General features: G+C 64.3%; 26 protein-coding genes. 10 read left to right on the plus strand and 16 right to left on the minus strand.

All coding sequences use genetic code 11. The features are described 5' to 3' along the window. Positions 1-126 precede the first annotated feature (126 nt). Together QDT69_RS09535 and QDT69_RS09540 are read right to left on the minus strand one after the other, a co-directional pair. Positions 127-1,239, minus strand: coding sequence for an alkene reductase (locus QDT69_RS09535; protein WP_279706330.1), 1,113 nt, complete (start codon positions 1,237-1,239; stop codon positions 127-129). An 84-nt stretch (positions 1,240-1,323) separates the two neighbouring features. Further along, positions 1,324-1,875 carry a TetR/AcrR family transcriptional regulator gene (locus tag QDT69_RS09540; protein ID WP_279706331.1) on the minus strand — a complete coding sequence of 184 codons (552 nt, stop codon included), beginning with the start codon at positions 1,873-1,875 and terminating at the stop codon, positions 1,324-1,326. Between the two features lie 202 nt (positions 1,876-2,077). Here QDT69_RS09540 and QDT69_RS09545 point away from each other — a divergent pair, with 202 nt between their 5' ends. Continuing rightward, positions 2,078-2,419: a monooxygenase gene (locus QDT69_RS09545; RefSeq protein ID WP_279706332.1), complete on the plus strand. Its 342-nt coding sequence runs from the start codon at positions 2,078-2,080 to the stop codon at positions 2,417-2,419. Positions 2,420-2,453: 34 nt separating this feature from the next. On the opposite strand, the gene QDT69_RS09550 is transcribed toward QDT69_RS09545, so the two are convergent. Further along, the gene (locus QDT69_RS09550) at positions 2,454-3,419 is read right to left on the minus strand and encodes a LysR family transcriptional regulator (protein ID WP_279706333.1); all 966 of its coding nucleotides are present in this window, start codon (positions 3,417-3,419) and stop codon (positions 2,454-2,456) included. A 113-nt stretch (positions 3,420-3,532) separates the two neighbouring features. Here QDT69_RS09550 and QDT69_RS09555 point away from each other — a divergent pair, with 113 nt between their 5' ends. Further along, entirely contained in the window at positions 3,533-4,360 is an 828-nt protein-coding gene (locus QDT69_RS09555; RefSeq protein ID WP_279706334.1) for an oxidoreductase, read from the plus strand. Positions 4,361-4,519: 159 nt separating this feature from the next. On the opposite strand, the gene QDT69_RS09560 is transcribed toward QDT69_RS09555, so the two are convergent. Next, positions 4,520-6,019 (minus strand): NAD(P)H-hydrate dehydratase, encoded by a 1,500-nt coding sequence (locus QDT69_RS09560; RefSeq protein ID WP_279706335.1) that lies wholly within the window; start codon positions 6,017-6,019, stop codon positions 4,520-4,522. Positions 6,020-6,373: 354 nt separating this feature from the next. Here QDT69_RS09560 and QDT69_RS09565 point away from each other — a divergent pair, with 354 nt between their 5' ends. Together QDT69_RS09565 and glnA are read left to right on the plus strand one after the other, a co-directional pair. Then, the gene (locus QDT69_RS09565; protein ID WP_011441447.1) at positions 6,374-6,712 is read left to right on the plus strand and encodes a P-II family nitrogen regulator; all 339 of its coding nucleotides are present in this window, start codon (positions 6,374-6,376) and stop codon (positions 6,710-6,712) included. Between the two features lie 150 nt (positions 6,713-6,862). Next, a complete protein-coding gene (gene glnA, locus QDT69_RS09570; protein ID WP_074127279.1) occupies positions 6,863-8,272 on the plus strand; it encodes a type I glutamate--ammonia ligase in 1,410 nt (469 codons plus the stop codon). A gap of 179 nt (positions 8,273-8,451) precedes the next feature. Here the strand turns inward: glnA and QDT69_RS09575 are convergent, their stop codons facing one another. Beyond that, on the minus strand, positions 8,452-8,715 hold the full coding sequence (locus tag QDT69_RS09575; protein ID WP_279706336.1) for a tautomerase family protein: 264 nt from the start codon (positions 8,713-8,715) through the stop codon (positions 8,452-8,454). 152 nt (positions 8,716-8,867) lie between these two features. On the opposite strand from QDT69_RS09575, the gene QDT69_RS09580 reads away from it, so the two are divergent. Continuing rightward, complete coding sequence (locus QDT69_RS09580; RefSeq protein WP_279706337.1) at positions 8,868-9,845, plus strand: helix-turn-helix domain-containing protein; 978 nt, start codon at positions 8,868-8,870, stop codon at positions 9,843-9,845. A 186-nt stretch (positions 9,846-10,031) separates the two neighbouring features. Further along, positions 10,032-11,261: an ABC transporter substrate-binding protein gene (locus QDT69_RS09585; RefSeq protein WP_279706338.1), complete on the plus strand. Its 1,230-nt coding sequence runs from the start codon at positions 10,032-10,034 to the stop codon at positions 11,259-11,261. 196 nt (positions 11,262-11,457) lie between these two features. On the opposite strand, the gene QDT69_RS09590 is transcribed toward QDT69_RS09585, so the two are convergent. From QDT69_RS09590 to QDT69_RS09610, 5 genes are all read right to left on the minus strand, one after another. Next, a complete protein-coding gene (locus QDT69_RS09590; protein WP_279706339.1) occupies positions 11,458-12,525 on the minus strand; it encodes an extracellular solute-binding protein in 1,068 nt (355 codons plus the stop codon). 102 nt (positions 12,526-12,627) lie between these two features. Further along, positions 12,628-13,686: a dipeptidase gene (locus QDT69_RS09595; protein ID WP_279706340.1), complete on the minus strand. Its 1,059-nt coding sequence runs from the start codon at positions 13,684-13,686 to the stop codon at positions 12,628-12,630. Positions 13,687-13,726: 40 nt separating this feature from the next. Beyond that, positions 13,727-14,377: a glutathione S-transferase family protein gene (locus QDT69_RS09600; RefSeq protein WP_279706341.1), complete on the minus strand. Its 651-nt coding sequence runs from the start codon at positions 14,375-14,377 to the stop codon at positions 13,727-13,729. A gap of 92 nt (positions 14,378-14,469) precedes the next feature. Beyond that, positions 14,470-16,740 (minus strand): PAS domain S-box protein, encoded by a 2,271-nt coding sequence (locus QDT69_RS09605; protein WP_279706342.1) that lies wholly within the window; start codon positions 16,738-16,740, stop codon positions 14,470-14,472. Between the two features lie 388 nt (positions 16,741-17,128). After that, entirely contained in the window at positions 17,129-17,899 is a 771-nt protein-coding gene (locus QDT69_RS09610) for a gamma-glutamyl-gamma-aminobutyrate hydrolase family protein (protein ID WP_074131319.1), read from the minus strand. A 292-nt stretch (positions 17,900-18,191) separates the two neighbouring features. Between QDT69_RS09610 and QDT69_RS09615 the strand changes: the two genes are divergently transcribed. After that, the gene (locus tag QDT69_RS09615) at positions 18,192-19,337 is read left to right on the plus strand and encodes an AI-2E family transporter (protein ID WP_279706343.1); all 1,146 of its coding nucleotides are present in this window, start codon (positions 18,192-18,194) and stop codon (positions 19,335-19,337) included. A 7-nt stretch (positions 19,338-19,344) separates the two neighbouring features. Here the strand turns inward: QDT69_RS09615 and QDT69_RS09620 are convergent, their stop codons facing one another. The 6 genes from QDT69_RS09620 to QDT69_RS09645 form a co-directional block, all read right to left on the minus strand. Beyond that, on the minus strand, positions 19,345-19,641 hold the full coding sequence (locus QDT69_RS09620) for an antibiotic biosynthesis monooxygenase (protein WP_279706345.1): 297 nt from the start codon (positions 19,639-19,641) through the stop codon (positions 19,345-19,347). A 116-nt stretch (positions 19,642-19,757) separates the two neighbouring features. Beyond that, positions 19,758-19,994, minus strand: a complete 237-nt coding sequence (locus QDT69_RS09625; RefSeq protein WP_279706346.1) for a hypothetical protein — start codon at positions 19,992-19,994, stop codon at positions 19,758-19,760. A 44-nt stretch (positions 19,995-20,038) separates the two neighbouring features. Then, positions 20,039-21,256 carry a GGDEF domain-containing protein gene (locus QDT69_RS09630; RefSeq protein WP_279706347.1) on the minus strand — a complete coding sequence of 406 codons (1,218 nt, stop codon included), beginning with the start codon at positions 21,254-21,256 and terminating at the stop codon, positions 20,039-20,041. Positions 21,257-21,503: 247 nt separating this feature from the next. Further along, positions 21,504-21,980, minus strand: a complete 477-nt coding sequence (gene rpsI, locus QDT69_RS09635; protein WP_194454095.1) for a 30S ribosomal protein S9 — start codon at positions 21,978-21,980, stop codon at positions 21,504-21,506. Continuing rightward, entirely contained in the window at positions 21,980-22,444 is a 465-nt protein-coding gene (gene rplM, locus QDT69_RS09640) for a 50S ribosomal protein L13 (protein WP_021079117.1), read from the minus strand. The genes rpsI and rplM overlap by 1 nt, the downstream gene beginning before the upstream one ends. Positions 22,445-22,596: 152 nt before the next feature. Beyond that, entirely contained in the window at positions 22,597-23,025 is a 429-nt protein-coding gene (locus QDT69_RS09645) for a PaaI family thioesterase (RefSeq protein WP_050422551.1), read from the minus strand. A 70-nt stretch (positions 23,026-23,095) separates the two neighbouring features. Between QDT69_RS09645 and QDT69_RS09650 the strand changes: the two genes are divergently transcribed. The 3 genes from QDT69_RS09650 to QDT69_RS09660 all read left to right on the plus strand — a co-directional run bounded on the left by QDT69_RS09650 (position 23,096) and on the right by QDT69_RS09660 (position 26,066). Further along, positions 23,096-23,923, plus strand: a complete 828-nt coding sequence (locus QDT69_RS09650; RefSeq protein WP_279706350.1) for an enoyl-CoA hydratase — start codon at positions 23,096-23,098, stop codon at positions 23,921-23,923. Between the two features lie 128 nt (positions 23,924-24,051). Beyond that, positions 24,052-24,636, plus strand: a complete 585-nt coding sequence (locus QDT69_RS09655; protein ID WP_279706672.1) for a CoA-binding protein — start codon at positions 24,052-24,054, stop codon at positions 24,634-24,636. Between the two features lie 149 nt (positions 24,637-24,785). After that, complete coding sequence (locus QDT69_RS09660; protein ID WP_279706351.1) at positions 24,786-26,066, plus strand: O-acetylhomoserine aminocarboxypropyltransferase; 1,281 nt, start codon at positions 24,786-24,788, stop codon at positions 26,064-26,066. Positions 26,067-26,113 lie beyond the last annotated feature (47 nt).

Raw genomic sequence — 26,113 nt, forward strand, 5'->3', positions numbered from 1 at the left:
GCGATGGCGTAGTCGTCGAACGAGATCCAGCTCTGGCCCCGTTCATCCCTGATGCTCCAACGCCGCTATCATTTGGGCGAAACTGGTACGTGTCACCGCGTCCATCGCTCTCGTGCCTTTCCCGGCTCAGGCACTGAATGCGCCGACCTCATCGAGGCTCGGATAGTCGGTGTAGCCGCGCTCGGCGCCGCCGTAGAACGTCGATCGGTCTGGCGCGTTGAGCGGCGCGCCAAGCGCGAGACGCCTCGGCAGATCGGGATTGGCGATGAAGGCGCGCCCGAACGCGACGAGGTCTGCCGTGCCGGTAGCGAGCGCCTGCTCGGCGGTCTCCGCGGTGAAGCCTCCCGACACAATGAACGCGCCGGGAAACAACGGGCGCAACAGCGTGGCGACGGATTGCGGCGCCGCGTCGTCGGTCTGATCAACCAGACCGGCGCGCACCCGAGCCTCGATCAGATGCAGGAAGCCGATCTGACGTGCGGCCAGTTGCTTGATGACGTGCGTGTACAGAGACATCGGGTCACTGTCCGCGACATCGCCGACGCTGCTGAACGGCGACAGCCGAACGCCGATGCGATCGGCCGGCCACACGTCCGAGACGGCATCGAGGACTTCAAACAGCAGACGGGCGCGGTTCTCGATCGAGCCGCCATAGCGGTCGGTGCGGTGATTGGTCTTGTCCTCCAGAAATTGCTGAAGCAGATAGCCGTTGGCGGCATGAATCTCGATGCCGTCGAACCCGGCCCGCTTGGCGTTCTCCGCGGCCTTGCGGTAGTCGGCGACAATCTGCACGATTTCGCTCAGCTCGAGCGCGCGGGGCGTCTCATAGGGCGCGCGCTGAAAATCGCTCTTGAAAGCATTGCCTGCCGGCCGGATCGCAGACGGCGCGACAGGAACGGCTCCGTCCTTTTGAAACGAGGAGTGCGAAATCCTTCCCACGTGCCACAGCTGCAGGAAGATCACTCCGCCTCGCTCCTTGACTGCGTCGACGACGGTGCGCCAACCCGCGACCTGGTCCTCCGTGTAGATTCCCGGCGTCTGCGGATAGCCCTGCCCTTGCTGGGAAATCTGGGTCGCTTCGGCGATGATCAGCCCGCCTTCGGTCGCGCGCTGACCATAATAGGTCGCGGCGAGCGGCGACGGCACGCCGTTGGCTGATCGCATCCTGGTCAACGGCGGCATCACAACACGGTGCGCGAGCCGAAAGGCTCCAAGCTGGAACGAAGTTGAAAGCTTCATTTTCTCTCTCCAATATGACCGGTCATCTTAGTCGTAAGCCAAGTTGATGCCAGTGGCTCTTTGGTACCTTTGGCTCTCGACGGCTCAGGCGAAGATGCTTGCGAATACCACGCGTTCGAACTGATCGAACGGCGACTTGTCCTGCTCGACCTTGGACCTGAGCACGGCCCCCTCCCAGGCATTGACCAGGAATGTCGCAATGGTGGCGGCAGGCAGACGCGGCTGCACGCGGCCGGCTTTCTCGGCCTCGCGCACGCAGGATTCGATCGCGCGGCTCCAGGCGGCGAAGATCTCGGCGAGACGATCGCGGACCTCCTTGCTCTGCACAGAGAGCTCTGCACTGAAGTTCCCGATCATGCATCCAGTTTGGAAGTTCTGACGGATGGCAAGGTCCGACAAGCCACGAAAAAAGCGACGAAGCCGCTCCACAGGGTCGACACTTGTGTCGCTCAGCTGTGCGCGCCGAGCGGCGCCGTTCTGCCAGTACCGCTCCAGCGCCTCCAGCGCCAAAGCTTCCTTGCTCTCGAAGTGATTATAGAACGATCCCTTCGGCACCCCGGCGGCATCCGTGATGTCCTGAACACCGGTGCCGTTGAAGCCATGCCGATGCAGGGTCTGCAACCCGGCCTCGATCAATTGTTCCCGAACGCTCGGCCTTGCCATGCTCTGATCTCCTGAACGTACAATATGACCGGTCGTCTTAAATGTCAAGCGCTGCCCCTCCGGGGGCACTCGGCTTAAACCGGGACAAGCGCGGGCTGCATGCTGTATTGTTCGGCCAGACCGGCGTGCCGCCAAGCGAACCTGACACCGTGTGGACTCAGATCGGAGAACCGGGATGACACGGTGCATCGTCGTCGTTCAATTCGACCTTCCGAAGCGAACTGAAGAACAGGCCATCAAGGGCGGCATGGGCACCGCCCCCATCTATCGAAAGCTCGCGACAAAGGGGCTGATCCGCAAAGACTACCTCAACGGTGAAGCCGGCACGGGCGGCGTTTATTTGTGGGAGAGCCGGGAGGCGGCCGAGGCATGGTTCACCGAGGCCAAGATCGCCGAGCTCACCGAACGGTTCGGAGCCCGGCCGCGGCTGACCTGGTACGACACATACGTCACCGTCGACAATCTCAAGGGCGAGACGCGGGTGAACCAAACCAAGCTGATTTCAGCCGCGGAATGAAATCGACCTGAGGTCCGCGCCGGGCACCCGCAGCTCAAGCGCCCTTGCGATGATCGCGCGATCGCTTGGCTTGGGGTGGGAGGGCCCCGCCCCCCTTAGCGGCCAACTTCGTCTCCGCTCGTATCATGTCGACGAAAGCTCGAAGCCCGGCCGTCATGTGCCGATGCCGCGGATAGTAGAGACGCAAGCCGGGGAATGGCGGCGTCCAGTCGTCCAGCACGGCTCGCAATGTCCCGGCCGCGAGATGCCCCGCGACCCAGAAATCACTGACGAACGCCAGTCCCAGGCCTTCGAGAGCGGCCTCGACCATCAGGGTGTCGCTGTCGAGGGTCAGCCTGCCCGGGACATCCACCGCCATCTGCTCGCCGCCGCGCTTTTCGAATTCCCAGTGATAGATCTTGCCGCTGGGCATCCGCCTGCGAATGCATTCATGGGCAAGCAGATCAAGCGGCGACCGCGGCACCGACGCGCGAGCGAAATAGGCGAGCGCGCCAACGACGATGAAGCGCGTGTCCGGGCCGCAGGGAACCGCGACCATGTCTTGCGGCACGGCTTCGGCCAGCCGGATGCCGGCATCAAAGCCCTCCGCGACGATATCGATGGCACGGCCCTCCAGCGTCAACTCGACGTTCATGTCGGGATAGTGCCGCATAAACTTTGCGACGACCGGGCGGAGGATCTGGTGCGCGGCGCGCTCCTTCAGGTTGATGCGCAGCGTCCCTGCGGGCGTGTCGCGGAACTCGTTCACGTCCTCCATCGCTCCGGCAATCTCGCGCAGTGCTGGACTGACCCTGGCGAGGAAGCGCTCTCCCGCTTCCGATAGGGCGACGCTGCGCGTCGTCCGGTTGATGAGACGCACGCCCAGCTTTTTCTCCAGCCCGGCGATCGCATGACTGAGCGCCGAGGGCGAAATGCCGAGTTCGGTTGCGGCGGCGCGAAAGCTGCGATGGGTCGAGATCGCGACGACCGCGTTCAGCTCGAAAAGACCGGCATGCTGCATTGTACAATTACTTGCATCAGGTCATGCCAGTTTATGCCGATTATTGCATTAATCAAGTCGACTATATCGAGCCCGCAATCTGGATCGGCAACCTGATCTAAAGGACATCCTCTATGGCAAAGACTTTCCTTATCACGGGCGTTTCGTCCGGCTTCGGCCGCGCGTTGGCCGAGGCTGCATTGAGTGACGGCCACACCGTCGTCGGCACCGTGCGCAACGAGAACGACAAGCAGAAGTTCGAAGCGCTCGGCGCAGGCGTGCACGCGGTGATCCTTGATGTCACCAACTTCGAGGCCATCGCGCCCGCCGTCGCCGACGTCGAGCGCAGGATCGGCGCGATCGACGTTCTGGTGAACAATGCCGGCTATGGCCACGAGGGCATTCTGGAGGAATCATCGATCGACGAACTGCGACGGCAGTTCGAGGTCAATGTCTTTGGCGCGGTGGCGATGATCCAGGCGGTGCTGCCCTTCATGCGCAAGCGCCGCGCCGGGCAAATCCTCAACGTCACGTCCATGGGCGGGTTCATCACGATGCCCGGTCTCAGCTACTATCACGGCAGCAAGTTCGCGCTGGAGGGGATCTCCGAAACCCTCGGCAAGGAAGTCAATGACCTCGGCATCAAGGTGACGGCGGTCGAGCCCGGCAGCTTCCGCACTGACTGGGCCGGACGATCGATGGTACGGGCGGAACGATCGATCGCCGACTATGACGCTCTGATTGATCCGATCCGCAAACGCCGTATGGAAATGAGTGGCCGGCAGGTTGGCGATCCCAAGAAGGCCGCGCAGGCCATGCTGAAACTCGCACTGTCGGCCGATCCGCCGGCGCACCTGCTGCTCGGCAGCGATGCCGTTCGGCTGGTCGAAGACAAAATGAAACTGTTGCAGGCCGAATTCGATGCATGGAAGAGCGTTTCGCTCTCCACCGACATTGCCTAGAGCATGATCCGGAAAAGTGCGAAGCGGTTTTCCGGAAGGATCATGTGCAAACAAAGGGCTCGAGCGCGATGACGATTCAACCTGATCGCATCGCGCTTGTGGTCAAAGGACACGCGATGCACGCGCGCCGCGGCGGCCATGTCGGCAAGCGCGAGCCGCCTAATATTCAATGCCGAACTCGTCATAGAGACGGCGGAACACGGCCGGCAGCACCTCGGTCAGATCCTCGGCGATCAGGCCGGGCCCCGCCTCGCTGGCGCCTTCGCCGTGCAGCCACACGCCGATGCTGGCCGCCTCGAAGGCCGCAACGCCCTGCGCCAGGAAGCCCGCGATGATGCCTGCGAGCACGTCGCCGGCGCCGGCGGTGGCAAGCCACGGCGGCGCGTTGGCGGCAACGGTGGCGCGGCCATCCGGAGAGGCGATCACCGTGTCGGCGCCCTTCAACAGCACCACCGCGCCGGAGCGCTCGGCCGCCGCGCGCACGCGCTCGAGCTTGGAGCGGCCGGGATGCTTGTTGGAGATGTCGCTGAACAGCCGCGGAAACTCGCCCTCATGCGGGGTCAGCACCACCCCAAACCCGTCGCTCGCCTTGATCGCCTCGAACAGCCTGTCCGGCGTGCCGGCAAAACTGGTCAGCGCATCGGCGTCGAGCACGAGGTGCCGCCGCGCAGAGAGTGCGGTGTGAACGAAGTCGCGGGTACGCGCGCTGACGCCCGCGCCGGGGCCGATCACGCAGGCGTTGAGCCGCTTGTCGTCGAGCAGTTCGGCGAACTGGATCGGGTTATCGACCGCGCGCACCATCACCGCGGTCAGCGCCGCCGCGTTGACGGCAAGCGCATCGCGCGGCGAGGCCAGCGTCACGAGGCCGGCGCCGGCGCGCAGCGCTGCCCGCGCAGCGAGCCGTGCCGCCCCGGTCGAGGCGAGATCGCCCGAAACCACGACGGCATGCCCCCTCGCATATTTGTGGCCATCGATCCGCGGCACCGGAAACGGCCAGCGCCAGGCCTGCGGCACGTTCTCCGCGGTCAGCGGCTTGATCTCGTCGAGCACCTGCGCGTCGATGCCGATATCGGCGACGCGGACCCGGCCGCAATACATCCGGCCCGGCAGCAGCAGATGCGCGGGCTTCTTGCGGAAGAAGGTGACGGTTTCCGTCGCCTGCACGGCCGCGCCCATGACAGCGCCCGTGGTGCCGTTGATGCCGCTCGGCAGGTCGACCGCCAGCACAGGCGCACCATTGGCGTTGATGGCCGCGATCATCTCCAGCGGGTCGCCCTTCACCGGGCGATTGAGCCCGGCGCCGAACAGCGCGTCGATGATCAGCGCCGGCTTGCCGAGCGCCTGCGGGTTGAACGGCAGCACCGGATATTTCCAGCCCTTGGCGGCCAGCGCGGCGTCGCCCTGCAGGCTGTCGCGCTCGCAGAGCAGGATCACCGAGACCTCGCGGCCGCGCGCGGCGAGCTCGGCGGCGGCGACAAAGCCATCGCCGCCATTGTTACCGCGGCCGGCGACCACGACGATCGGCCCCTCCTCGACCAGGTCCATCGCCGCTTCCGCGACGGCCTGGCCCGCGCTCATCATCAGCGCGAAGCCCGGCGTGCCGGCTGCGATGGTCAGCCGGTCGGCGCGCTCCATCTCGGTGGTGGTCAGAACGTCCATGCCGAATCCTCAATCGCTTCGCCTTTTCGAGAGGCAATTCCTGTGACGTTCGCGGGGTTTCTACTGGCCGACTGCATATGGATTGATCTATTTGCCTATTTGTTAGGCTTGGATATCATAGCCCATCTGGTTCGATATCAGCCGACTGCCTGTTAAAAGGCTGATAACATTTCGAAATCGGGGACCTTAACAACTTGGCATAGACCCTGCTTTTGAGGAAGCCGCGTACAAGGCCGCCCGATGCGACCATTGCGCGTGCTTCCGGCTACCGGCCGGAAGGCTTAAGACCAACCAGACTGCGCCCCACGCGCATCGAACTCGACCCTGCAATCTGCAATGCCCGGGAGGCGCTCAGTGAAGAAGATTGAAGCCATCATCAAGCCCTTCAAGCTCGACGAGGTGAAAGAAGCGCTCCAGGAAGTCGGACTGCAAGGCATCACCGTGACCGAGGCCAAGGGATTTGGCCGCCAGAAGGGCCATGCCGAGCTTTATCGCGGTGCGGAATATATCGTCGACTTCCTGCCCAAGGTGAAGATCGAGATCGTGATCGGCGACGACCTGGTCGAGAAGGCGATCGACGCAATCCGCCGCGCCGCCCAAACCGGCCGGATCGGCGACGGCAAGATCTTCGTCTCCAACATCGAAGAAGCCATCCGCATCCGGACCGGCGAATCCGGGCTGGACGCTATTTAAGGGCGGTGCTATCCGGAATTTCTGACGCAAAAGAGAAAAAAGGCTGCTTCGGCAGCCTGATTTCGTTTGAGTAGTCACACGAACCCGCCAAAAGCGGGAATAACGTCGCCCACCGCCGGAAACACACCCGCACATCCATAAGGGGTATTCATGAAGACCGCCAAAGACGTCCTGAAATCGATCAAGGACAACGACGTCAAATACGTCGACCTGCGCTTCACCGATCCGCGCGGCAAGTGGCAGCACGTTACCTTCGACGTCAGCATGATCGACGATGACATCTTCGCCGAGGGCACGATGTTCGACGGCTCGTCGATCGCCGGCTGGAAGGCGATCAATGAATCCGACATGTGCCTGATGCCCGACCCGGTCACCGCGACGATCGACCCGTTCTTCGCCGAGACTACCATGGTCATCACCTGCGACGTGCTCGAGCCGACCACCGGCGAGCCCTACAACCGCGACCCCCGCGGTATCGCCAAGAAGGCCGAGGCGATGGTGAAGTCGATGGGCGTGGGCGACACCGTGTTCGTCGGCCCCGAGGCCGAGTTCTTCGTGTTCGACGACGTGCGCTATTCCGCCGACCCCTACAACACCGGCTTCCGCCTCGACTCCTCCGAGCTGCCGATCAACTCGTCGACCGAGTATGAGGGCGGCAACCTCGGCCACCGCATCCGCACCAAGGCCGGCTACTTCCCGGTGCCGCCGCAGGACTCGGTGCAGGACATGCGTTCCGAGATGCTCGGGGCGATGGCCAAGATGGGCGTCAAGGTCGAGAAGCACCACCATGAAGTCGCTTCGGCCCAGCACGAGCTCGGCATGAAATTCGACACGCTGACGCTGATGGCCGACCATATGCAGATCTACAAATACTGCATCCACCAGGTCGCGCACATCTACGGCAAGACCGCCACCTTCATGCCGAAGCCGGTCTATGGCGACAACGGCTCGGGCATGCACGTCCACCAGTCGATCTGGAAGGAAGGCAAGCCGACCTTCGCCGGCAACAAATATGCCGACCTGTCGGAGACCTGCCTGCACTACATCGGCGGTGTCATCAAGCACGCCAAGGCGATCAACGCCTTCACCAACCCGTCGACCAACTCCTACAAGCGTCTGGTCCCGGGCTATGAGGCCCCCGTGCTGCTCGCCTACTCCGCGCGCAACCGTTCGGCGGCCTGCCGCATCCCCTACACCGCGAACCCGAAGGCCAAGCGCGTCGAGGTGCGTTTCCCCGACCCGATGGCCAACCCCTATCTCGGCTTCGCCGCGATGCTGATGGCCGGCCTCGACGGCATCAAGAACAAGATCGATCCGGGTCCGGCGATGGACAAGGACCTCTACGACCTGCCGAAGGAAGAGCTGAAGCAGATCCCGACCGTCTGCGGTAGCTTGCGCGAAGCGCTCGAGAGCCTCGACAAGGATCGCGCGTTCCTCAAGAACGGCGGCGTGTTCGATGACGACTTCATCGACGCCTATATCGAGCTGAAGATGACCGAGGTCGCCCGTTTCGAGATGACCCCGCACCCGGTCGAGTTCGAGATGTACTACTCGCTGTAAGCTTTGCAACACCTCACCAATGCGAAAGGCGCTTCCACCGGAAGCGCCTTTTGTTTTTTGACGTATCCGTCATTGCGAGGAGCGAAGCGACGAAGCAATCCGTGCGTCCGCGTATGCGGAGAGATGGATTGCTTCGCTTCGCTCGCAATGACGATGTGGTGAAAGCGCCTCTTCCTCGCTTACACCTTCGCTTTCGCGATCCGCCGCCCGCCGGCGTCGAGCGGGCCGAATTTGCCCGCGATCATGTCAGGCGTCGGCATCATGCCGCCGAGCGACCAGCTCGCCGGCTCGCCCTCCTCGATCTTGACCCAGACGTTCCTGCGGAAGTCCGGGTCGCCCTGCCCCTCGACCTCGACCATGAGATCGGTAACGCGCTCCAGCAGCGCCTTCTTCTGCGCGACATCGAAGATGCCGCGGACGGTGGAAATGGTGACGTAAGGCATGGTCTCTCTCCATTGCTGAGGTTGTGACAACGCAGCGAAGATGGACCGGCATGGCCCAATCAGGCAGTGGCCGATCAGACAGAGATCGGGCAATATCCGCCATGGCCTGATCACGCCGATCGGGTAGGATGACGGCAACGCCTGGAGGTCCCATGAAGCTCGCGATCCTTGCGCTTGAAGGCTGCATGCAATCGGCGGTCGCCGGCATCGCCGACATCCTCACGCTCGGCAACCATGTGATGCAGCTGCGCGGCGGCAAGGCGCGTTTCAGCTGGCAGACGCTGTCGCTCGACGGCAAGGCGGCGCGCGCCGGCGGCGGGAAGCTGCTTGCCGTCGATGGCGCCATCAGCAAGCGGACGGCCTTTGACGCGATCATCGTGCCCGGCAGCCTGGTCGATCACCTCACCGCCGAACGCCTGCAACCGCAATATGACCGCGCCGGCGCCTGGCTGCGCCAGCAGCACGCCAGCGGCCGCTTGATCGGCGCCTTCTGCAGCGGCGTGCTGCTGCTCGCCAATGCCGGCCTGCTCGACGGCCGCCGCGCCACCATCACCTGGTGGCTGCAGAGCGAGCTCCGCCGTCGTCATCCGAGGATCGACCTCGCCAGCGATGCCGTCATCACGCAGGCCGACCGCCTGGTCTGCGCCGCCGGACCGATGTCATGGGTCGACTTGTTGCTGCGGCTGATCGAGCTCGTCGAAGGCCCCGAGGTCGCAAAGGTCTGCGCCGACTATGCCGTGATCGACACCGCGCAGCGCACGCAGGCGATCTTCATGCCGCTCGGCTACATGCTCGCGCAGGACCCGCTGCTGATCAAAGCGGACATGCTGGTGCGCCGTACCGGCAAGACGCCGATCACGGTGCGCGGCCTCGCGCAGGCGCTGGGTCTGAGCGAACGCACGCTGAACCGGCGCTTCCGCGAACTGACCCACGAGCCGCCGCAGGCCTTCATCACGCGACGCCGCGTCGAGCACGCCCGCACGCTGCTGGAGACCACGGCGCAACCGATCAAGGCGATCGCTCGCGCCACCGGCTATGAGGACGAGAGCAGCTTTCGCAAGGCCTTCCGCAAGCTGACGCTGACATCGCCGCAGGCCTACCGCGCGCAGCGATCAATGCGTGCGGCGTAATCGCAGCAATCCCGGAAGACTACGGTCAGCAGTACTGACGAACCCAATGAAGTGGTGCGAACCGGCGCACGAGCCTGTGCTTCGGCATCGACAAGATCCGGAGCCGGGTGTTCACTGCCAACAAGGACCCGGAAGCGGCCTTCGATAAGACAGACACATTCATTTTTGCATTTTGGGAGAAACGACATGTCTTTCGTCGCACGACGAATGGCGGCGCTTTCGACCGCCATCATCATCCTCGCCGCCGGCGCAGGCGGCGCATCTGCCCAGAAGACATACGACACCGGCGCAAGCGATACTGAAATCAAGATCGGCAACATCATGCCCTACAGCGGGCCGGCATCGGCCTACGGCACCAGCGGCCGGGCCCAGGCGGCCTACTTCCGCAAGATCAATGCCGAGGGAGGAATCAACGGCCGCAAGATCAATTTCATCTCCTACGACGACAGCTACAGCCCGCCGAAAACGGTCGAGCAGGCGCGTAGGCTCGTCGAAAGCGACGAGGTCCTGCTGATCTTCGCCGCCCTCGGCACCGCATCCAACGGCGCCATTCAGAAATACATGAACACGAAGAAGGTGCCGCAGCTGTTCATCCAGACCGGCGCGACCAAGTGGAATGATCCGCAGAACTTTCCGTGGACCATGGGCTGGCAGCCCAGCTATCAGGCCGAAGGCCGGATCTACGCCAAGCACATCCTGAAGGAAAAGCCGAACGGCAGGATCGCCGTGCTCTACCAGAACGACGATTATGGAAAGGACTACCTCAAGGGCCTGAAGGACGGGCTCGGCGACAAGGCGGCATCGATGATCGTGACCGAGGACGCGTATGAAGTCGCCGAGCCGACCATCGACACGCATATCGTCAAGATGAAATCGATGAATGCCGATGTGTTCGTCGACATTGCTACGCCGAAATTCGCGGCGCAGGCCATCAAGAAGACGGCCGAGATCGGCTGGAAGCCGTTGCACATTCTCAATTCGGTCGGCTCCTCGATCGGCGCTGTGATCCAGCCGGCCGGCTTCGAGAACGCCCAAGGCATCATTTCGGTGGCCTACCTGATGGATCCGCTCGATCCGCAATGGAAGGACGACCCCGGCATGAAGGCGTTCGACGAATACCTCGCCAGATATTTCCCCGAAGGCAACCGGGCCGATGGCCTGGTGGTGACGGGCTACAACGTCGCGCAAACGCTAATTCAGGTGCTGAAGCAGTGCGGCGACGATCTCACGCGCGCGAACGTGATGAAACAGGCCGCCAACCTGAAGGCCTTCCGGACCAACAATCTGCTGCCCGGAATCACGATGAACACCAGCCCGATCGATTTCGCACCGATCAAGCAGATGCAGCTCAGACGACTCAAGGGCGAGCGCTGGGAGCTGTTCGGACCCATGCTCAGCGCGGAAGTCGGCGGGTAGCCGGCTGCGGCCACTCGCTGCGCTGCTTGGGTGGTCCGAGCACTATCGCCGTCATTGCGAGGAGCCAACGGGTCCAGCCTTTGGCCGGCCCGATGATAAACTCCGCGACGAAGCAATCCATGCGTCCGCGTACGCGGAGAGATGGATTGCTTCGCTTCGCTCGCAATGACAGTACGAGCTTTCGCTCGGCGAACACCTACACCCGGAACAGCTTCGCGTACCTTGCCTTGATTTCCTCGCTCTGTGCCTGCACCTGGGCCGGATCGGCCTTCAGCATCTTCAGCTTGTCGAGCGGCACGTGCCCGGCCTTCTCCTTCACCCCGGCGTGGAACGAGCGGTGCGCGAATTCGTCGGCCAGCATCTGCTGGGTTGCCGCGCTGAAGAAATAGCTCTGGAACAGCCGCGCCGCGTTCGGGTTCGGCGCGCTCTTGAAAATGCCGCTCGGCACGATGATCAACGGCGCGCCCTCGGCCGGATAGACCACCTCGACCGGCTTGCCCTGATCCTTGGCCAGCACGAGGTTGTAGTCGTTGCCGTCGGCCATGACGGCACGCTCGCCGAGCAGGATCTTCTTCGGCGGATCGGCGGCCGACTGCACCTGCATCACGCGCTGCTGCGACAGCTTCTCCAGATACGGCCAGCCGAGATCGCGCGCCAGCACGAAGGTCGCGGTCATGATCGCGCCGGAGTAGCTCGGGTGCGCCTTGACGATCCTGCCGCGCCACCGGGGATCGAGCAGGTCGGCGTAGCTCTTCGGCGCTTCCTCGCGCTTCACCTGCTCGGTGTTGTAGCCGATCACCTCGAACCAGGCGCAGGATGTGGCCGAGGTGCCGTCGGGATCGATCTGGTCGGCCGGGAAATGTTTTGCGACCTCTTCCGGCATGTAGGCCGCGAGCCAGTCGTTCTTCTTCCAGTCGAGATAATGCGCCGGATCGGTGGAGTTGGCGACGTCGACGGCGTGGATGCCGCTGCCCTGCTCCTGCGCGATGCGCTGAAAGATCCGCTCGGCGCCGGAGCGCTCGACGCGGACGCTGATCCCGGGATATTTCTGCTCGAAGTCGCGCGCGAGGCGCTCCGCCGTATTCAGTTCCAGCGCGCTGTAGAACGAGATCTTGCCTTCCTTCTTGGCCGCCGCGATCAGCTCCGGCGTCACGGCCTCAGCCGGCGGCGCCGCCGCCCTTAGGGGTTCGGCGAACACCATGCCGGCGGCGGTGGCTGCCGTCACCTTGAGCCAGTCGCGTCTCGACCATTTGCGGTCCTGCATTCCATACTCCCTGAGATCGGGCCGTTGACCGGCCGCGCCATTGTGATGGGAGCATAGCGCGTCGGATGGGTGGAGCGAAGCGATACCCATCCCGCCGACTGGTCACCGCGAGCTTTGGCGCAACACCCGCATCCAGTTGTCAAAAGCGATCTTGCGCAGCGCGGCATCATCGAAACCGCGCCCGCGCAACGCCTGGATCAGGTTCTGGAGCTGGCTTGCATCCCTGAGCGGACGAGGCATCACCGCACCATCGAAGTCCGATCCGAGCGACACGTGATCCTCCCCCATCCGCTCGACCAGGTAGCTGAGATGGTTGGCGACCGTCTCGATCGGGACGTCGGGATCGCGGTGCCCGTCCGGGCGCACCTCGGACACACTGAAATTGAAGCCCACGACGCCGCCGGATGCTTTGACGGCGTCGAGCTGCCGATCGGTCAGGTTGCGGGTCGCGGGGCAGATCGCATGCGCGCAGGCGTGGGTGACCACGATCGGAGCCGTACTGATTGCCACCAGATCCCAGAAACCGCGCTCGTTGAGGTGGGCCGCATCGACCATGATTCCGAGTTCATTGCAGGCCCTCACCAGCGCCTTCCCGGCGTCCGTCAGACCGGGCCCGGTGTCCGGCGAGCGCGGATAGGCGAACGGCACGCCATGGCCGAAGATGTTAGGCCGGCTCCAGACCGGGCCGAGCGAACGCAGGCCGCTGGCGTAGAGCCTCGCCAGCCCGTCCAGATCGGCATCGATCGCTTCGGCCCCCTCCAGATGCAACACGATCGAAAACACCGCGTCCCGGCGCGCCGCCTCGATCTCATCCACGGTCGTCGCCTGTCGGATCTTTCCGTCGGCTCGGGCCACCATGGCTTCCAGCCCGCTCAACTGGGCTTCGATGGTGCGGCGGGCATAGGCCGCATCGAGCGGCTCGGCCAGACGCACCTCATACCCGTCGGCGGTTCGCGTGAAATCGCCTTGTCGCGGATGTTCTGCCTTGGCGTACATCGCGAACAGGCCGCCAACCATGCCGCCTTCGCGGGCGCGGGACAGATCGAGATGGCCCTCCTCGGAGCGCACGAGAAAGTCCCGACCGCCTTCCCGATACTCGGCGAGATGCTGAGCCGCGTCATTATGGCCGTCGAAGATCGCGATCTTGGTGTGGTCCTGCACGGTGCATTCCTCACGTCGAACTTGCGCCGAGTAGAGGAGGTCAGCCCGCGACTTGCGGATTATTGACCGCCAACTGAGCCGCGAAAGCCCGCTTGTAGGCGGGCCGCGCTTCGCCGCGGGCGACGTAGGCTGCAAGCTTCGGATGTCCGTCGAGCATGCCTGATGGCTTCAGGCGGAGCAGCACCGACACCATCATCAGATCGCCCGCGCTGAATGCGCCGTCGAGCCAGTCGGCATCGCCCAGACGATCCGACAGCTGGTCCAGCCGCTGCCGGACCCGATCCTCGACCAGCGGCAGGCGTTCTGTGTGCCACGGCCGGTCGCGCTCGAACAGCCTCGCAGTTGCGAGCTCGAGGATCGGCGGTTCCACCGTGTTGAGCGCGGCAAACATCCATGCGATTGCGCGCGCCCGGGCATTGGCGTCATCGGGCAGCAAGCCAACATGGCGCTCGGCGAGGTGGAGCACGATCGCCCCCGTCTCGAACAGAGCGAGATCACCCTCTTGATAGGTCGGCATCTGACCGAACGGGTGAAGCGCCAGATGCGCGGGCTCCTTCATTGCAGCAAACGAAACCAGCCGAACCGTGTAGGGTTGCCCCACCTCCTCAAGCGCCCACCGAACCCGCGTATCCCGCGCCAGTCCCTTGCCGCCGTCGGGCGACCGCTCAAAGGCGGTGATCGTGATGGTCATGCAGGCTTCTCCCCGGCGAACTCGCAGCTGGTTGTGGATCTCGGTGCGCGATGTTCACCGTACCCGCTCGCGCTTGTCAGCGCGTCGCCATCCTAGCTCTTTTCCGGCGGGTTCTCGCGCAGGAAGCGTTCGAGATCGGGCTGCACGGAATAAGGCTGCGGAACCGGATCGCCCTGGAAATCGACCTGTAGATCAAGGCAGCGCCGCAGCACCCGCGCCAGTTCACTGCGCCGATACGGCTTGGTCAGCAGCGGAATGCCGTGGCCGCCCCGGCCCTGTTGTGCCGGCAGCGCGCCGTCGCTGTAGCCCGAGGTGAACAGCACCCGCAGTGCCGGCCGCCCAGCCATTAGCGTATCAGCCAATTGCCGGCCGTTCATGCTGCCGGGCATCACGATGTCGGTGAACAGGAGATCGAATGCGGTGCCGCGGTTGACGATCTCGAGCGCGGCGTCGGCGTCTGCCGCGGCCAGCACCTTGTAGCCGAGGCTTTCGAGCTGGCCCGTGACGTAGTCGCGGATCGTGGGGTCGTCCTCGACGCACAGGACGGTTTCGTCGCCGCCCCTGACCGGCTGATCGTCCTCCTCGGCCGCGCGCTGCGCGGTGCCATCTGCCTTGGGCAGATAGATCCTGAAGACGGTGCCTTGGCCCTGCTCGCTCTTGACCTCGATCCCTCCGCCGCTCTGCTTGACGAAGCCGAACACCATGCTGAGGCCAAGCCCGGTGCCTTGCCCGACCTCCTTGGTGGAGAAGAACGGATCGAAAATTTTCTCCAGATGCGACGGCGAAATTCCGGTGCCGGTGTCGGCGACCTCGATCACGAGATGGTCGCCGGCACGCTCGACGCCGTGCGCCACGGCGTCGGGAATGCCGAGCTGGATGTTGCGGGTCGCAAACGTCAGCGTGCCGCCCTCAGGCATCGCATCGCGCGCATTGATGGCGAGATTAACCAGCGCGGCGCCGAGTTGGCTGCGGTCGACAAAGGCGAGCCAGGCGCTGCGGTTGAGTTCCGTCCTGATCTCGGTCTGCGACCCCAGCGTCTGCGACAACAGCCGGACCACCTCGCCGATCAGGTCGTTGACGTCGGTCTCGGCGGGTTGCAGCGGCTGCTTGCGCGCGAAGGCCAGGAGGCTCGAGGTGAGCTGCGCGCCGCGATCGGCGGCATCGCTGATCAGCTTGGCGATCGCGGCAAGCTGCGGGTTGTCCTTGACCCCGTCGGCAAGGATCTCGACCGTGCCGGTGATCACCGTCAGCATGTTGTTGAAGTCGTGCGCGATGCCGCCGGTCAACCGCCCGAGCGATTCCGTCTTCTGCGCCTGGATCAATTGCTCCTCGGCGAAGCGGCGCTGGGTAACGTCCCTGACAAAGGAGTTGATGATCCAGCCATCGCCGCGGCGCAGCGCATTGAGCGACACCTCGACCTGGAAGCGGTGACCGTCGCGACGCACGGAGGCGGTCTCGTAGCGCATGCCCATGCCGCCGCCCGCGGCCTCCTGCAGGAAGCGGGTGATGCGCTGGCGGTGCGCGACGCGAAGCTCCTCCGGAAACACCAGTTCGACGACGCGACAACCGACCGCCTCGGAGCGCGTCCAGCCGGTCAACGTCTCGGCCTGCGGGCTCCAGTCGAGGATGATGCCGTCCTGGTCGGTCTGCACGAAAGCGTCGAGCGCGGTCCTGACGATGGCCTGCGCCATCTGCTCGCTTTCCACCAGCGCCTGATGCGCCTGACGCTGCGCGGTGACATCGTGCAGCACAATGACAGCGCCACGCAAATTGCCGGCATCGTCGCGCAGCGGCCTGGCGTTGACGACAAGACAGACGGCCGGCCCCGGCGGCAGGGGTTTCACGATCAGTTCGAAATCGTCGATGTTCTCGCCGCGCAGCGCACGCGCCATCGGCGTGTCCGCGATCGGCATCTCGGTCGTGCCGTCGGCATAATAGTTCTGGAAGGTGCGAACGCCGGTCAGGGTGTCGAAACCGGGCTCGACACCGTACAGCCGCCGCGCCGCCGCGTTGACGATCACGATCATCGCGTGCTCGTCGGCGACCACCACCGGATCGCGGATGCTCTCGACGGTCTTCTCCAGCAGGTGCTGCCGGCTGCCCAATTGCGCCGACAGCTCGGCAAGCGTCGCGGCGAGCTGCGCGATCTCGTCGTTGCCGCCTGTCGTGGGTACCTGCTGGCCGCGCGACAGCGCTTCCGCCGCCCGCACCAACTGGGCGGGTGTCCTGGACAGCGATCTCGCAATCAGCTCAGCAGTCATCAACACCACCGCAACCGCGCCGCCGGCGAGCGCCATGCCCGGCCAAGTGACGCCATGGATGAAGCCCAGTGTGACCAGGAGTGTGACGACGGGAAGCATCATCCCGACCGCCAGACGGCCCGACAAATTCATCCCGACCAACTCATCGTGAGCAGCTGCACCGGAAAATGGAAAAGGAAAACAGGAGTCGGAAAGGTATTGTCAGCGCCGGAGCAATATCGGGTGGCTTGCACCCAGTTGCTTAGCCGAGTCCGGCGCCGCAATCCGCCACTTTCGTATCCGTATTAGTACGGAGAGCAGTCGGCTCGATAGCGCGGGCCCATGGGTGTGACCGGGACCCGGCTTTGCCAGCGCCCTCTGTTCGCAGAGCGGCGGAACGGAAGACAACAATCGGGAGTTCATGCTGCGGATGCTTGACCAGTGACGGCGAAACAAACTCACCGTCGTCCCTGCTTTCGCGAAAGCAGGGACGACGGTGGTGCTTGGGCCCCTACGCCGCGCGGCGCCGCTCGCGCAGCGCGTCGCCGAAGGCCTCGAACAGCGCGCGATTGATCGGGTTGCGCTGCGGATCGTATTCGGCGTGCCATTGCACGCCCAGCGCAAAGCCGGCTGCATCCGCGATCCGGATCGCCTCGATGGTGCCGTCCTCGGCGATGCCCTCGATCACGACGCGCTTGCCGGGCTCGAGGATGCCCTGGCCGTGCAGCGAATTGACACGAATGGTCTCGCGGCCGAGGATTTTCGCGAACGCGCCCCCCGGCGTCAGCGCGACGTCGTGACGGTCGGCGAACACCACGGTCGGATCAGGATGGATCTCGCCGTTCTCCAGCCGCGGCATCCGGTGGTTCATGCGGCCCGGAATCTCGCGGATCTCCGGATGCAGCGAACCGCCGAACGCGACATTCATCTCCTGCAGGCCGCGGCAGATGCCGAAGATCGGCACGCCGCGCGCGACACAGGCCTCCGACAGCGCGAGCGCGACATCGTCGCGGTGGATGTCATAGGGCTCGTGCGCGGCACAGGGTTCGGTGTTGAAGCGGGTCGGATGAACGTTGGCGCGGGCCCCGGTCAGCACCACGCCATCGACCACGTCGAGCAAGGCGCCGACCTCGGTGATTTCAGGGCTCCCCGCGAACATCAGCGGCACGGCACCCGAGACCTCGGCAACCGCGCGAAGGTTGCGCTCTCCGACCATCTGGACTGTGAAACGATTTTCTATGCGATGGGCGTTTCCGATCACGCCGACCACGGGCCGTCTCATTATTGAAGTCTCGCGCAATGATTCTTCTAAGTTTGCGACGTTGCGGAGAGGATCATGCCTTCGAGTTCCCCAGGGATCAACTGCCTAGTTCTGCACAGGGGGGCTTGCAGTCCTGCACAGGCCGGGTCCGGCGATGCTCAAACGGCCGCCGGGAGCCCGGAAATGCCCCAGCCGGCGGCCTGTCCGCCACAACCGCCGGTCGGCGGCAAACCGGCACAGCGCTCGCAGCTTGATCCCGGCGGAGTTTTCGCCAAAGACTGCTCCGGACACCGTCGCGAAGGGGGAATCACCCGTGACAGACTCGGCTGACAATCGCCTGCAGGCGCGTAACGACATGGCGTGGGCGATCGCCGTCGGCGGTATCGGCATCGTGCTGTTCGCGGCCCTCTTGCTGTTCGCCTGGCAGTTCGCCGCAACCCTGTTCCTGTTGTTCTCGGGCATGCTGCTCGGCGTCGGCCTGAACGCGATGACCACCCTGCTCGGCCGGCTCACCGGGCTGCCGCATGCGTTGCGGCTTGCGGTCGTCTGCCTGGCGCTGGCGGGGCTATTGTCCGGGATCGTGTTCCTCGGCGGCACCACCATCGCGCAGCAGGCCACGGTGCTGAGCAACACGATCAAATCGCAGCTCGGCAGCGTCAAGGACTTCCTCGAGCAGCATGGTGTCGACACCAGCTATCTCGATTTCACCAATGCCGCCGGCGAGGCGAAGGGCGAAGGCACCGCCGTGACGACCACGACAACGACGACGCCCGCGACGTCGCAGTCACACGGCATTCCCGGCGCCAGCGCGCTGGCCTCGAGCGGCGGCGCCATCATCGGCCAGACGCTGAAGGTGCTGCTCGGCACCGTCAGCGTCGTCGGCAACTTCTTCATCGTGCTGTTCCTCGGGCTCGCCTTCGCGGCCCAGCCGAGCATCTACCGCGCCGGATTGTTGTTCATCGCGCCGGCCAAATACCGCGCGCAGGCGACCGTCATCGTCGACCGCATCGGCGAGACGCTGGAGCGCTGGCTGATCGCACAGATCATCACCATGGCCGCGGTGTTCCTCGTCACCTGGATCGGCCTTGCCATCATCGGCATTCCGAGCTCGTTCATCCTCGGCATCCAGGCCGGCCTACTCGCCTTCATCCCGACGGTCGGCGCGATCCTCGGCGGACTGATCGTGGTGCTGGCAAGCCTCGCGACGGGGTGGATCGCGGCGCTGTCGGCCTTCATCCTGTTCCTCGGCGTCCACGCGCTTGAGAGCTACGTGCTGACCCCGATCATCCAGCGCCAGGCGCTCGACATCCCGCCGGCGACACTGTTCGCGTTCCAGATCCTGCTCGGCGTCGTGTTCGGCATCTGGGGGCTCGCGCTGGCGCTGCCGCTGATGGCAATCGCCAAGGTGATGATCGATCACTTCAAGGCTGGGGGCCAGGCTCCTGCAAAGGCAGCCTAAACTCTCCTCAAGTGGTCAGCACGGTCTCGGTGTGCTCGACCTCAGGGGCCGCCGCGAAATACGGACCGACCAGCGCGCGCCAGGCGGTGAAATCCTCCGAATCGCGGAAATCGACGGTGTGGTTCTCCAGCGTCTCCCACTTCGCCACCAGCCGGTAGCGCGACGGCTTCTCGATCGAGCGGTGCAGTTCAAACCCCTTGCCGCCCTTGGCGCGCAGGAACAGCGGGCGCGCCTTGGCCACCGCCGCCTCGAAATCCTTCTCGCTGCCGGGCTTGACGTTGATCTGTGCGATTTCCGTGATCATGGGGCTTCGGCCTCGCTTTGCTGGCTTTCCTCGGGCAAAGCCCGTCTCTAGCGCAGCCGGCACAAAAGCAAAAGGCGCCGTCTACGGGACGCCTCCTCCGTTGAACTTGCCGGAGTTCAGCCGAACAGCAAGACTGTACCTGCAACCATCAGCATCACGCCGAGCAGCAGCGCGATCGGCCAGTGGCGCTTCGGCTGCTCGTATCGCCCTTGCGCGCGCCGTTCGGCGATCAGCGCGGTCTCGTACTCATCGGAGTCCGAGAACAGGCAGGCGAAGCCAGTGCGCGCCGAAACCGCGTCGGCTTCGAGCGACATCAGGGCGGACTGTGGATTGCGGGTGCGGATCGACTCCATGCCCGAAAGCATGGGATCGAATGGTTAACCAGCAGTTACCGCACTCATGCGCCGGCGTTCACCGGCTTTTGCCGCGCCGATGCCGGCAGGCCCGCGGTCTTGCGCCGCCAATTCTCCAGCGAAAGCGGCAATTCCTCTGCCGCCTCGACGCGGTTGCGACCGCCGCGCTTGGCCTGGTAGAGCGCGGTGTCGGCCGCGGCCAGCAGCACCTCGAGCTCGGTCCCGGCGGGGCCGCCGGCGACGCCAATGCTGACCGTGGTGTCGACCGCGCCTTCCTCGCAAGTGATGTTGCTGTTCTCGAACGCCTCGCGTACGCGCTCGGCGACCAGCACGCCCTCCTCCAGCGAGCACGGCAGTAGCGCCGCGAATTCCTCGCCGCCGATACGGCCGGACAGATCACTGATCCTGAGATTGTTGACCACCACCGCGGAGAACAATTTCAGAATCTCGTCGCCTGCTGGATGACCGAAACGGTCGTTGATCGACTTGAAGTGATCGATGTCGAAGATCATCACCGTGACCGGCCGGCCGCCATCGGCTTCGCGCTCGATCACGCGCGCGCAGGCTTCGGAGAAGCCGCGGCGGTTGAGCATGCCGCTCAGGGGATCGATCGAGGCAGCGGTCTTGTGCACGGCCACCGCGCGGTCCGATACCATCATGAAGATCACGAACACGGTGCCGATCGCGTACAGCACGAGCTCGATCGAGAACAGCGTGACCCAGAAGGTACTGACGAAGTTCTGGCCGTTCAGCCGCATGAGGTCGCCGACCAGGATCGGGAGCATCAGGACGCAGCCATGGGCGACCGGGATGGCAATCGCAATCCAGCGCCGTTGCATCGCACGGCGGCGCTCGCTCCAAAGCTCGGAGGCGGTCAGCGCGGCGTAGATCGCAACGATCCCGGCGCCGATGGTCAGGCGCAGCGCCGGATCCGCCACCGCCGTCATGGCGCCAATCCACGCGATCGGGCCAAGCACGAGGCCCGGCAGGTTCGCCTTGCGGCCATGGAAAATCCGCGCGGCATTCCAGACCATGCCGCAGGCGGCGAAGCCGATCGCATTGAGGCCCAGCATGACGATGGGATCGAGCGTCGAGCTGCCGACCGTCCAGAGCGCGACTGAGGCCGCACCGAGCAGATAGGCGGTGCCCCACCATTTCAGCGCGGGAATTTCCTCCTGCCTGCCAAACAGCCAGAGCATGGCGCCGAGCATGCCCGCGACCATGGTGGCGAACAGATAAAGCGTCGATGGATCGAACGACATAAGTCACCCCAGCCCGGTGTGATGCAACGTCCGCAGGCGCAATTAATACGGTGATGCAGCGCCAGTGCGAGACCGCACGCTAGAAGGCCCGAGTTCCAATTTCGTTTGCACGCACACGCAAGTTTTCTTGAAAAACTGCGCTAATTCGCGTCGAAGCAGACACCGTCGGGCGCAGCAAAAAGGGCGCCTCGCGGCGCCCTCTGCAACTCGATGCACGCGGCAATTGCCGCGAATTTTAGAACTCGAATTAGCGCTTCGAGAACTGGAAGGACTTGCGGGCCTTGGCCTTGCCGTACTTCTTACGCTCGACCGAGCGGCTGTCGCGGGTCAGGAAGCCGCCCTTCTTGAGGACGCTGCGCAGCTCGGGCTCGAAGTTGGTCAGCGCCTTCGAGATGCCGTGACGAACCGCACCGGCCTGGCCGGAGAGACCGCCACCGGCGACGGTGCAGATCACGTCGTACTGGCCGTTACGGGCGGCCGCGACCAGCGGCTGCTGGATCATCATGCGCAGCACCGGGCGGGCGAAGTAGACTTCGAACTCGCGGGTGTTGACCGAGATCTTGCCGGAGCCGGGCTTGACCCAGACGCGGGCGACCGCGTCCTTGCGCTTGCCGGTGGCGTAGGCGCGGTTGTACTTGTCGACCTTCTTGACGTACTTCGGCGCGTCGGGCGCGGCCGGCTTGACCTGCGAGAGCTGGTCGAGGGACTGCAACGTATCGGACATTATGCGGCCCTCGTGTTCTTGCGGTTCAGGGAAGCGATATCGACCTTCTCGGGGCTCTGGGCTTCATGCGGATGCTCGGCACCCGGATAGACGCGCAGATTGCCCATCTGCATACGGCCGAGCGGACCGCGCGGGATCATGCGCTCGATCGCCTTCTCGACGACGCGCTCGGGGAAGCGACCCTCGAGGATCTGCTTCGCGGTGCGCTCCTTGATGCCACCGATGAAGCCGGTGTGCTTGTAGTAGGTCTTCTGGTCGCGCTTGCGGCCGGTCAGCACCACATGCGCGGCGTTGACGATGATGACGTTGTCGCCGCAATCGACATGCGGGGTGTAGGTGGGCAGGTGTTTGCCGCGCAGGCGCATCGCGACGAGGGTGGCGAGACGACCGACCACCAGACCCTTGGCGTCGATCACGACCCACTTCTTCGTCACTTCGGCGGGCTTGGCCGAGAACGTGCTCATGTGTGAAATCCGTGAAAAAGAAATCGGCGCCGTATGCGCCGAACTGGCGGCTTTCTAGAGAAGCCACGGTCGCGCGTCAACGTCGACGCACCAGAATTACATCAGCAAAAACAGCAGCTTGCAAATATGGTGTAATAATACCGCAAAAAAGCCTATTGATTTGGAATGGAATAGGTCGCCGTGACATGGGCGATCGGGTCCGGAGAGGTGCCGGACAGCAGGTTCACCTCGCCGACCGCAAGCCGCTTGCCGAGCTTGAGCAGCTTGGCCACCGCGAGCACGTCCTGCCCCGGCTGGCCTTTGCGCAGGAAGTTGATGTTGAGATTGGTAGTGACGGCAAGGCCGATCGGCCCGATCGCCGACAGCAGCACCACATACATAGCGAAATCCGCGAGCCCCATCAGGGTCGGTCCCGACACCGTGCCGCCCGGCCGCAGCATGCGCTCGCTGAAAGCCTGGCGCAGCAAGGCCGTCTCGCCATCGGCGCTTTCGATCCTGATGTCGTCGTAGGTGAACGCCTGCGGAAATTCCCTGCGCAGGAACTCCTCCAGTTCAGCTACGCTCATTTTCGCAATCGCCATGCGGTCCCTGCCCTCGCTTCAGCCTGCCTGTTACATTAAATTGTCACAGACACGATAGAGGAATTTCGTCATGTCCGCCCAGGCCGCTCGCGCGGAAGCGCCGCAACTTCAGCCGATCCTGCTGCGGGAGAGCGTCGGCAGTATCGCGCTACTGACGCTCAATCGCCCAGCGGCGCGCAACAGCCTCTCCGAAGGCCTGATCGGCGAGCTGCACGCTGCGCTGAACGATATCGGCGATGACAAGAGCATCCGTGCCGTCGTGCTCGCCGCCAACGGCCCGGCGTTCTGCGCCGGACACGACCTCAAAGAGCTCACCGCGCGCCGTACCGATGCCGACCGCGGCCGCGCCTATTTCGCGCAGATCATGAACGCCTGCAGCGCGATGATGCAGGCGATCGTGCATTTGCCGAAGCCGGTGGTCGCCTCCGTCCAGGGCATCGCGACCGCAGCCGGGTGCCAGCTCGTCGCGAGCTGCGACCTCGCAGTCGCCTCCGAAGCCGCAGCGTTCGCGACGCCGGGCGTCGACATCGGGTTGTTCTGCTCGACGCCGATGGTGGCGCTGTCGCGTAACGTGCCGCGCAAGCAGGCGATGGAGATGCTGCTGACCGGCGAACCGGTCTCCGCGGCAACGGCGCAGAGCATCGGCCTCGTCAACCGCGTGGTATCAGCAGGCACCGAGCGCGACGCAGCGATCGCACTGGCCCAGAAGGTCGCGCTGAAATCGGCCTACACCGTCAAGCTCGGCAAGGAGGCGTTCTATCGCCAGGCCGAGATGAACCTCGCCGACGCCTATCGCTTCGCCGCCGAGGTGATGACCGAGAACATGATGGCGCGCGACGCCGAGGAAGGCATCGGCGCCTTCATCGAGAAGCGCGATCCGAAGTGGCAAGACAAGTAGTTCTGTCTTTGGCACGAAACCAAACCCTGTCATTCCGGGATGGTGCGTTAGCACCAGACCCGGAATCTCGAGATTCCGGGTTCGATGCTACGCATCGCCCCGGAATGACGTAGAAGAAAAGAATGCAGATGAATCACGACGCCTACGACGACAACTACATCCGCAGCATCCTGAACAACGTCAAATCGATCGCGATGGTCGGCGCATCGCCGGTCAATGTGCGGCCGAGCTATTTCGCATTCAAATATCTGGCGCAGCGCGGCTACGACATGATCCCGGTCAACCCCGGCCATGTCGGCAAGGAACTGATGGGCAAGCCGTTCGTCGCTTCGCTCGCCGACATCGGCCGCCCGATCGACATGATCGACATCTTCCGCAATTCGAGCCACATCATGCCCGTCGTCGAGGAGGCGCTGAAACTGTCGCCGCCGCCGAAGGTGATCTGGATGCAGCTTGGCGCGCGCGACGATGCCGCGGCCGAGAAGGCGGAAGCCGCGGGCCTCAAGGTGGTGATGAATCGCTGCCCGAAGATCGAGTATGGCCGGCTGTCGTCGGAGATCTCCTGGATGGGCGTCAACTCGCGCACCCTGAGCTCCAAGCGCGCGCCGATCCCGACCCAGGGCATGCGGCTGTCGCTGAACCGCACGAGCTTTAGCGGCGGCCAGACTGCGGCATCCGACCGCGCTGCGAAAAACAAAACCGAGACGCCCTGACATTTCGGCGGAATTATCGTCGCGATCGTCCGGTACAGCGCAGCATGCCCGTTTCAAACCGTGGCGTGCGCGCCAACGCGGCTTGACGTCGGGCGCTACCGCCATCAGCATGCCGCGCACTTCGACCAGGCCACAACAGGATCCAAAGAATGACCGATCGCCTTCCGGGATTTTCCACCCTCGCCGTGCACGCCGGCGCACAGCCTGATCCCACCACCGGCGCGCGGGCGACGCCGATCTACCAGACCACGTCATTCGTCTTCAACGACGCCGACCATGCGGCTTCGCTGTTCGGCCTGCAGGCATTCGGCAACATCTATACCCGCATCGGCAACCCGACCAATGCCGTGCTCGAGGAACGCGTCGCAGCGCTCGAGGGCGGCACCGCAGCACTCGCGGTCGCCTCCGGCCACGCCGCACAGCTCGTCGTGCTGCAGCAACTCCTGAAGCCCGGCGACGAGATCATTGCGGCACGCAAACTGTATGGCGGCTCGATCAACCAGTTCACCCACGCCTTCAAGGCGTTCGGCTGGAATGTGGCCTGGGCCGATCCCGACGAGATCGAAAGCTTCGAGGGTGCGGTGACGCCGCACACCAAGGCGATCTTCATCGAGTCGATCGCCAATCCCGCCGGCAGCATCACCGACATCGAGGCGATCGCCGCCGTTGCGCGCAAGGCCGGCGTGCCGCTGATCGTCGACAACACGCTGGCCTCGCCATACCTGATCAAGCCGATCGACCACGGTGCCGACATCGTCGTGCACTCCCTGACCAAGTTCCTCGGCGGTCACGGCAACTCGCTCGGCGGCATCATCGTCGACGCCGGCACCTTCGACTGGTCAAAGGACAACAAATATCCGATGCTGAGCGAGCCGCGCCCCGAATATCACGGCATCCGGATCCAGGAGACGTTTGGCAATTTCGCCTTCGCGATCGCCTGCCGCGTGCTCGGCCTGCGCGACCTCGGCCCGGCGCTGTCGCCATTCAACGCCTTCATGATCCTGACCGGCATCGAGACGCTGCCGCTGCGCATGCAGAAGCACTGCGACAATGCCAAAGCGGTGGCGGAATTCCTCTCCACCCACCCGGCCGTCTCGGCGGTGAACTATGCCGGCCTGCCGGGCGACCGGTACAACGCCCTGCAGCGCAAATACGCGCCGAAGGGCGCCGGCGCGGTGTTCACCTTCAGCCTCAAGGGCGGCTACGACGCGGGCGTCAACCTGGTGTCGAACCTGAAGCTGTTCTCGCATCTCGCCAATGTCGGCGACACCCGCTCGCTGGTGATCCACCCGGCCTCCACCACCCACAGCCAACTCGACGACGCCGCCAAGGTGAAGTCCGGCGCGGCGCCCGAGGTGGTGCGGCTCTCGATCGGCATCGAGGACAAGGAAGACCTGATCGCCGACCTCGACCAGGCGCTGCGCGCCTGATTGCTCGGTGTTCCGGAGCGGTGCACCGCATCGCTCCGGCACCTGCC

It is taken from the genome of Bradyrhizobium sp. CER78 (assembly GCF_029846235.1).
GTDB lineage: Bacteria > Pseudomonadota > Alphaproteobacteria > Rhizobiales > Xanthobacteraceae > Bradyrhizobium.

Coding starts and splice junctions, on each gene's coding strand:
- QDT69_RS09535 (WP_279706330.1), bottom strand. CDS start 1,239: ATGAAGCTTTCAACTTCGTTCCAGCTTGGAGCCTTTCGGCTCGCGCAC.
- QDT69_RS09545 (WP_279706332.1), top strand. CDS start 2,078: ATGACACGGTGCATCGTCGTCGTTCAATTCGACCTTCCGAAGCGAACT.
- QDT69_RS09550 (WP_279706333.1), bottom strand. CDS start 3,419: ATGCAGCATGCCGGTCTTTTCGAGCTGAACGCGGTCGTCGCGATCTCG.
- QDT69_RS09555 (WP_279706334.1), top strand. CDS start 3,533: ATGGCAAAGACTTTCCTTATCACGGGCGTTTCGTCCGGCTTCGGCCGC.
- QDT69_RS09560 (WP_279706335.1), bottom strand. CDS start 6,019: ATGGACGTTCTGACCACCACCGAGATGGAGCGCGCCGACCGGCTGACC.
- glnA (WP_074127279.1), top strand. CDS start 6,863: ATGAAGACCGCCAAAGACGTCCTGAAATCGATCAAGGACAACGACGTC.
- QDT69_RS09575 (WP_279706336.1), bottom strand. CDS start 8,715: ATGCCTTACGTCACCATTTCCACCGTCCGCGGCATCTTCGATGTCGCG.
- QDT69_RS09580 (WP_279706337.1), top strand. CDS start 8,868: ATGAAGCTCGCGATCCTTGCGCTTGAAGGCTGCATGCAATCGGCGGTC.
- QDT69_RS09585 (WP_279706338.1), top strand. CDS start 10,032: ATGTCTTTCGTCGCACGACGAATGGCGGCGCTTTCGACCGCCATCATC.
- QDT69_RS09590 (WP_279706339.1), bottom strand. CDS start 12,525: ATGCAGGACCGCAAATGGTCGAGACGCGACTGGCTCAAGGTGACGGCA.
- QDT69_RS09600 (WP_279706341.1), bottom strand. CDS start 14,377: ATGACCATCACGATCACCGCCTTTGAGCGGTCGCCCGACGGCGGCAAG.
- QDT69_RS09605 (WP_279706342.1), bottom strand. CDS start 16,740: ATGATGCTTCCCGTCGTCACACTCCTGGTCACACTGGGCTTCATCCAT.
- QDT69_RS09610 (WP_074131319.1), bottom strand. CDS start 17,899: ATGAGACGGCCCGTGGTCGGCGTGATCGGAAACGCCCATCGCATAGAA.
- QDT69_RS09620 (WP_279706345.1), bottom strand. CDS start 19,641: ATGATCACGGAAATCGCACAGATCAACGTCAAGCCCGGCAGCGAGAAG.
- QDT69_RS09625 (WP_279706346.1), bottom strand. CDS start 19,994: ATGGAGTCGATCCGCACCCGCAATCCACAGTCCGCCCTGATGTCGCTC.
- QDT69_RS09630 (WP_279706347.1), bottom strand. CDS start 21,256: ATGTCGTTCGATCCATCGACGCTTTATCTGTTCGCCACCATGGTCGCG.
- rpsI (WP_194454095.1), bottom strand. CDS start 21,980: ATGTCCGATACGTTGCAGTCCCTCGACCAGCTCTCGCAGGTCAAGCCG.
- rplM (WP_021079117.1), bottom strand. CDS start 22,444: ATGAGCACGTTCTCGGCCAAGCCCGCCGAAGTGACGAAGAAGTGGGTC.
- QDT69_RS09645 (WP_050422551.1), bottom strand. CDS start 23,025: ATGGCGATTGCGAAAATGAGCGTAGCTGAACTGGAGGAGTTCCTGCGC.
- QDT69_RS09650 (WP_279706350.1), top strand. CDS start 23,096: ATGTCCGCCCAGGCCGCTCGCGCGGAAGCGCCGCAACTTCAGCCGATC.
- QDT69_RS09655 (WP_279706672.1), top strand. CDS start 24,052: ATGAATCACGACGCCTACGACGACAACTACATCCGCAGCATCCTGAAC.
- QDT69_RS09660 (WP_279706351.1), top strand. CDS start 24,786: ATGACCGATCGCCTTCCGGGATTTTCCACCCTCGCCGTGCACGCCGGC.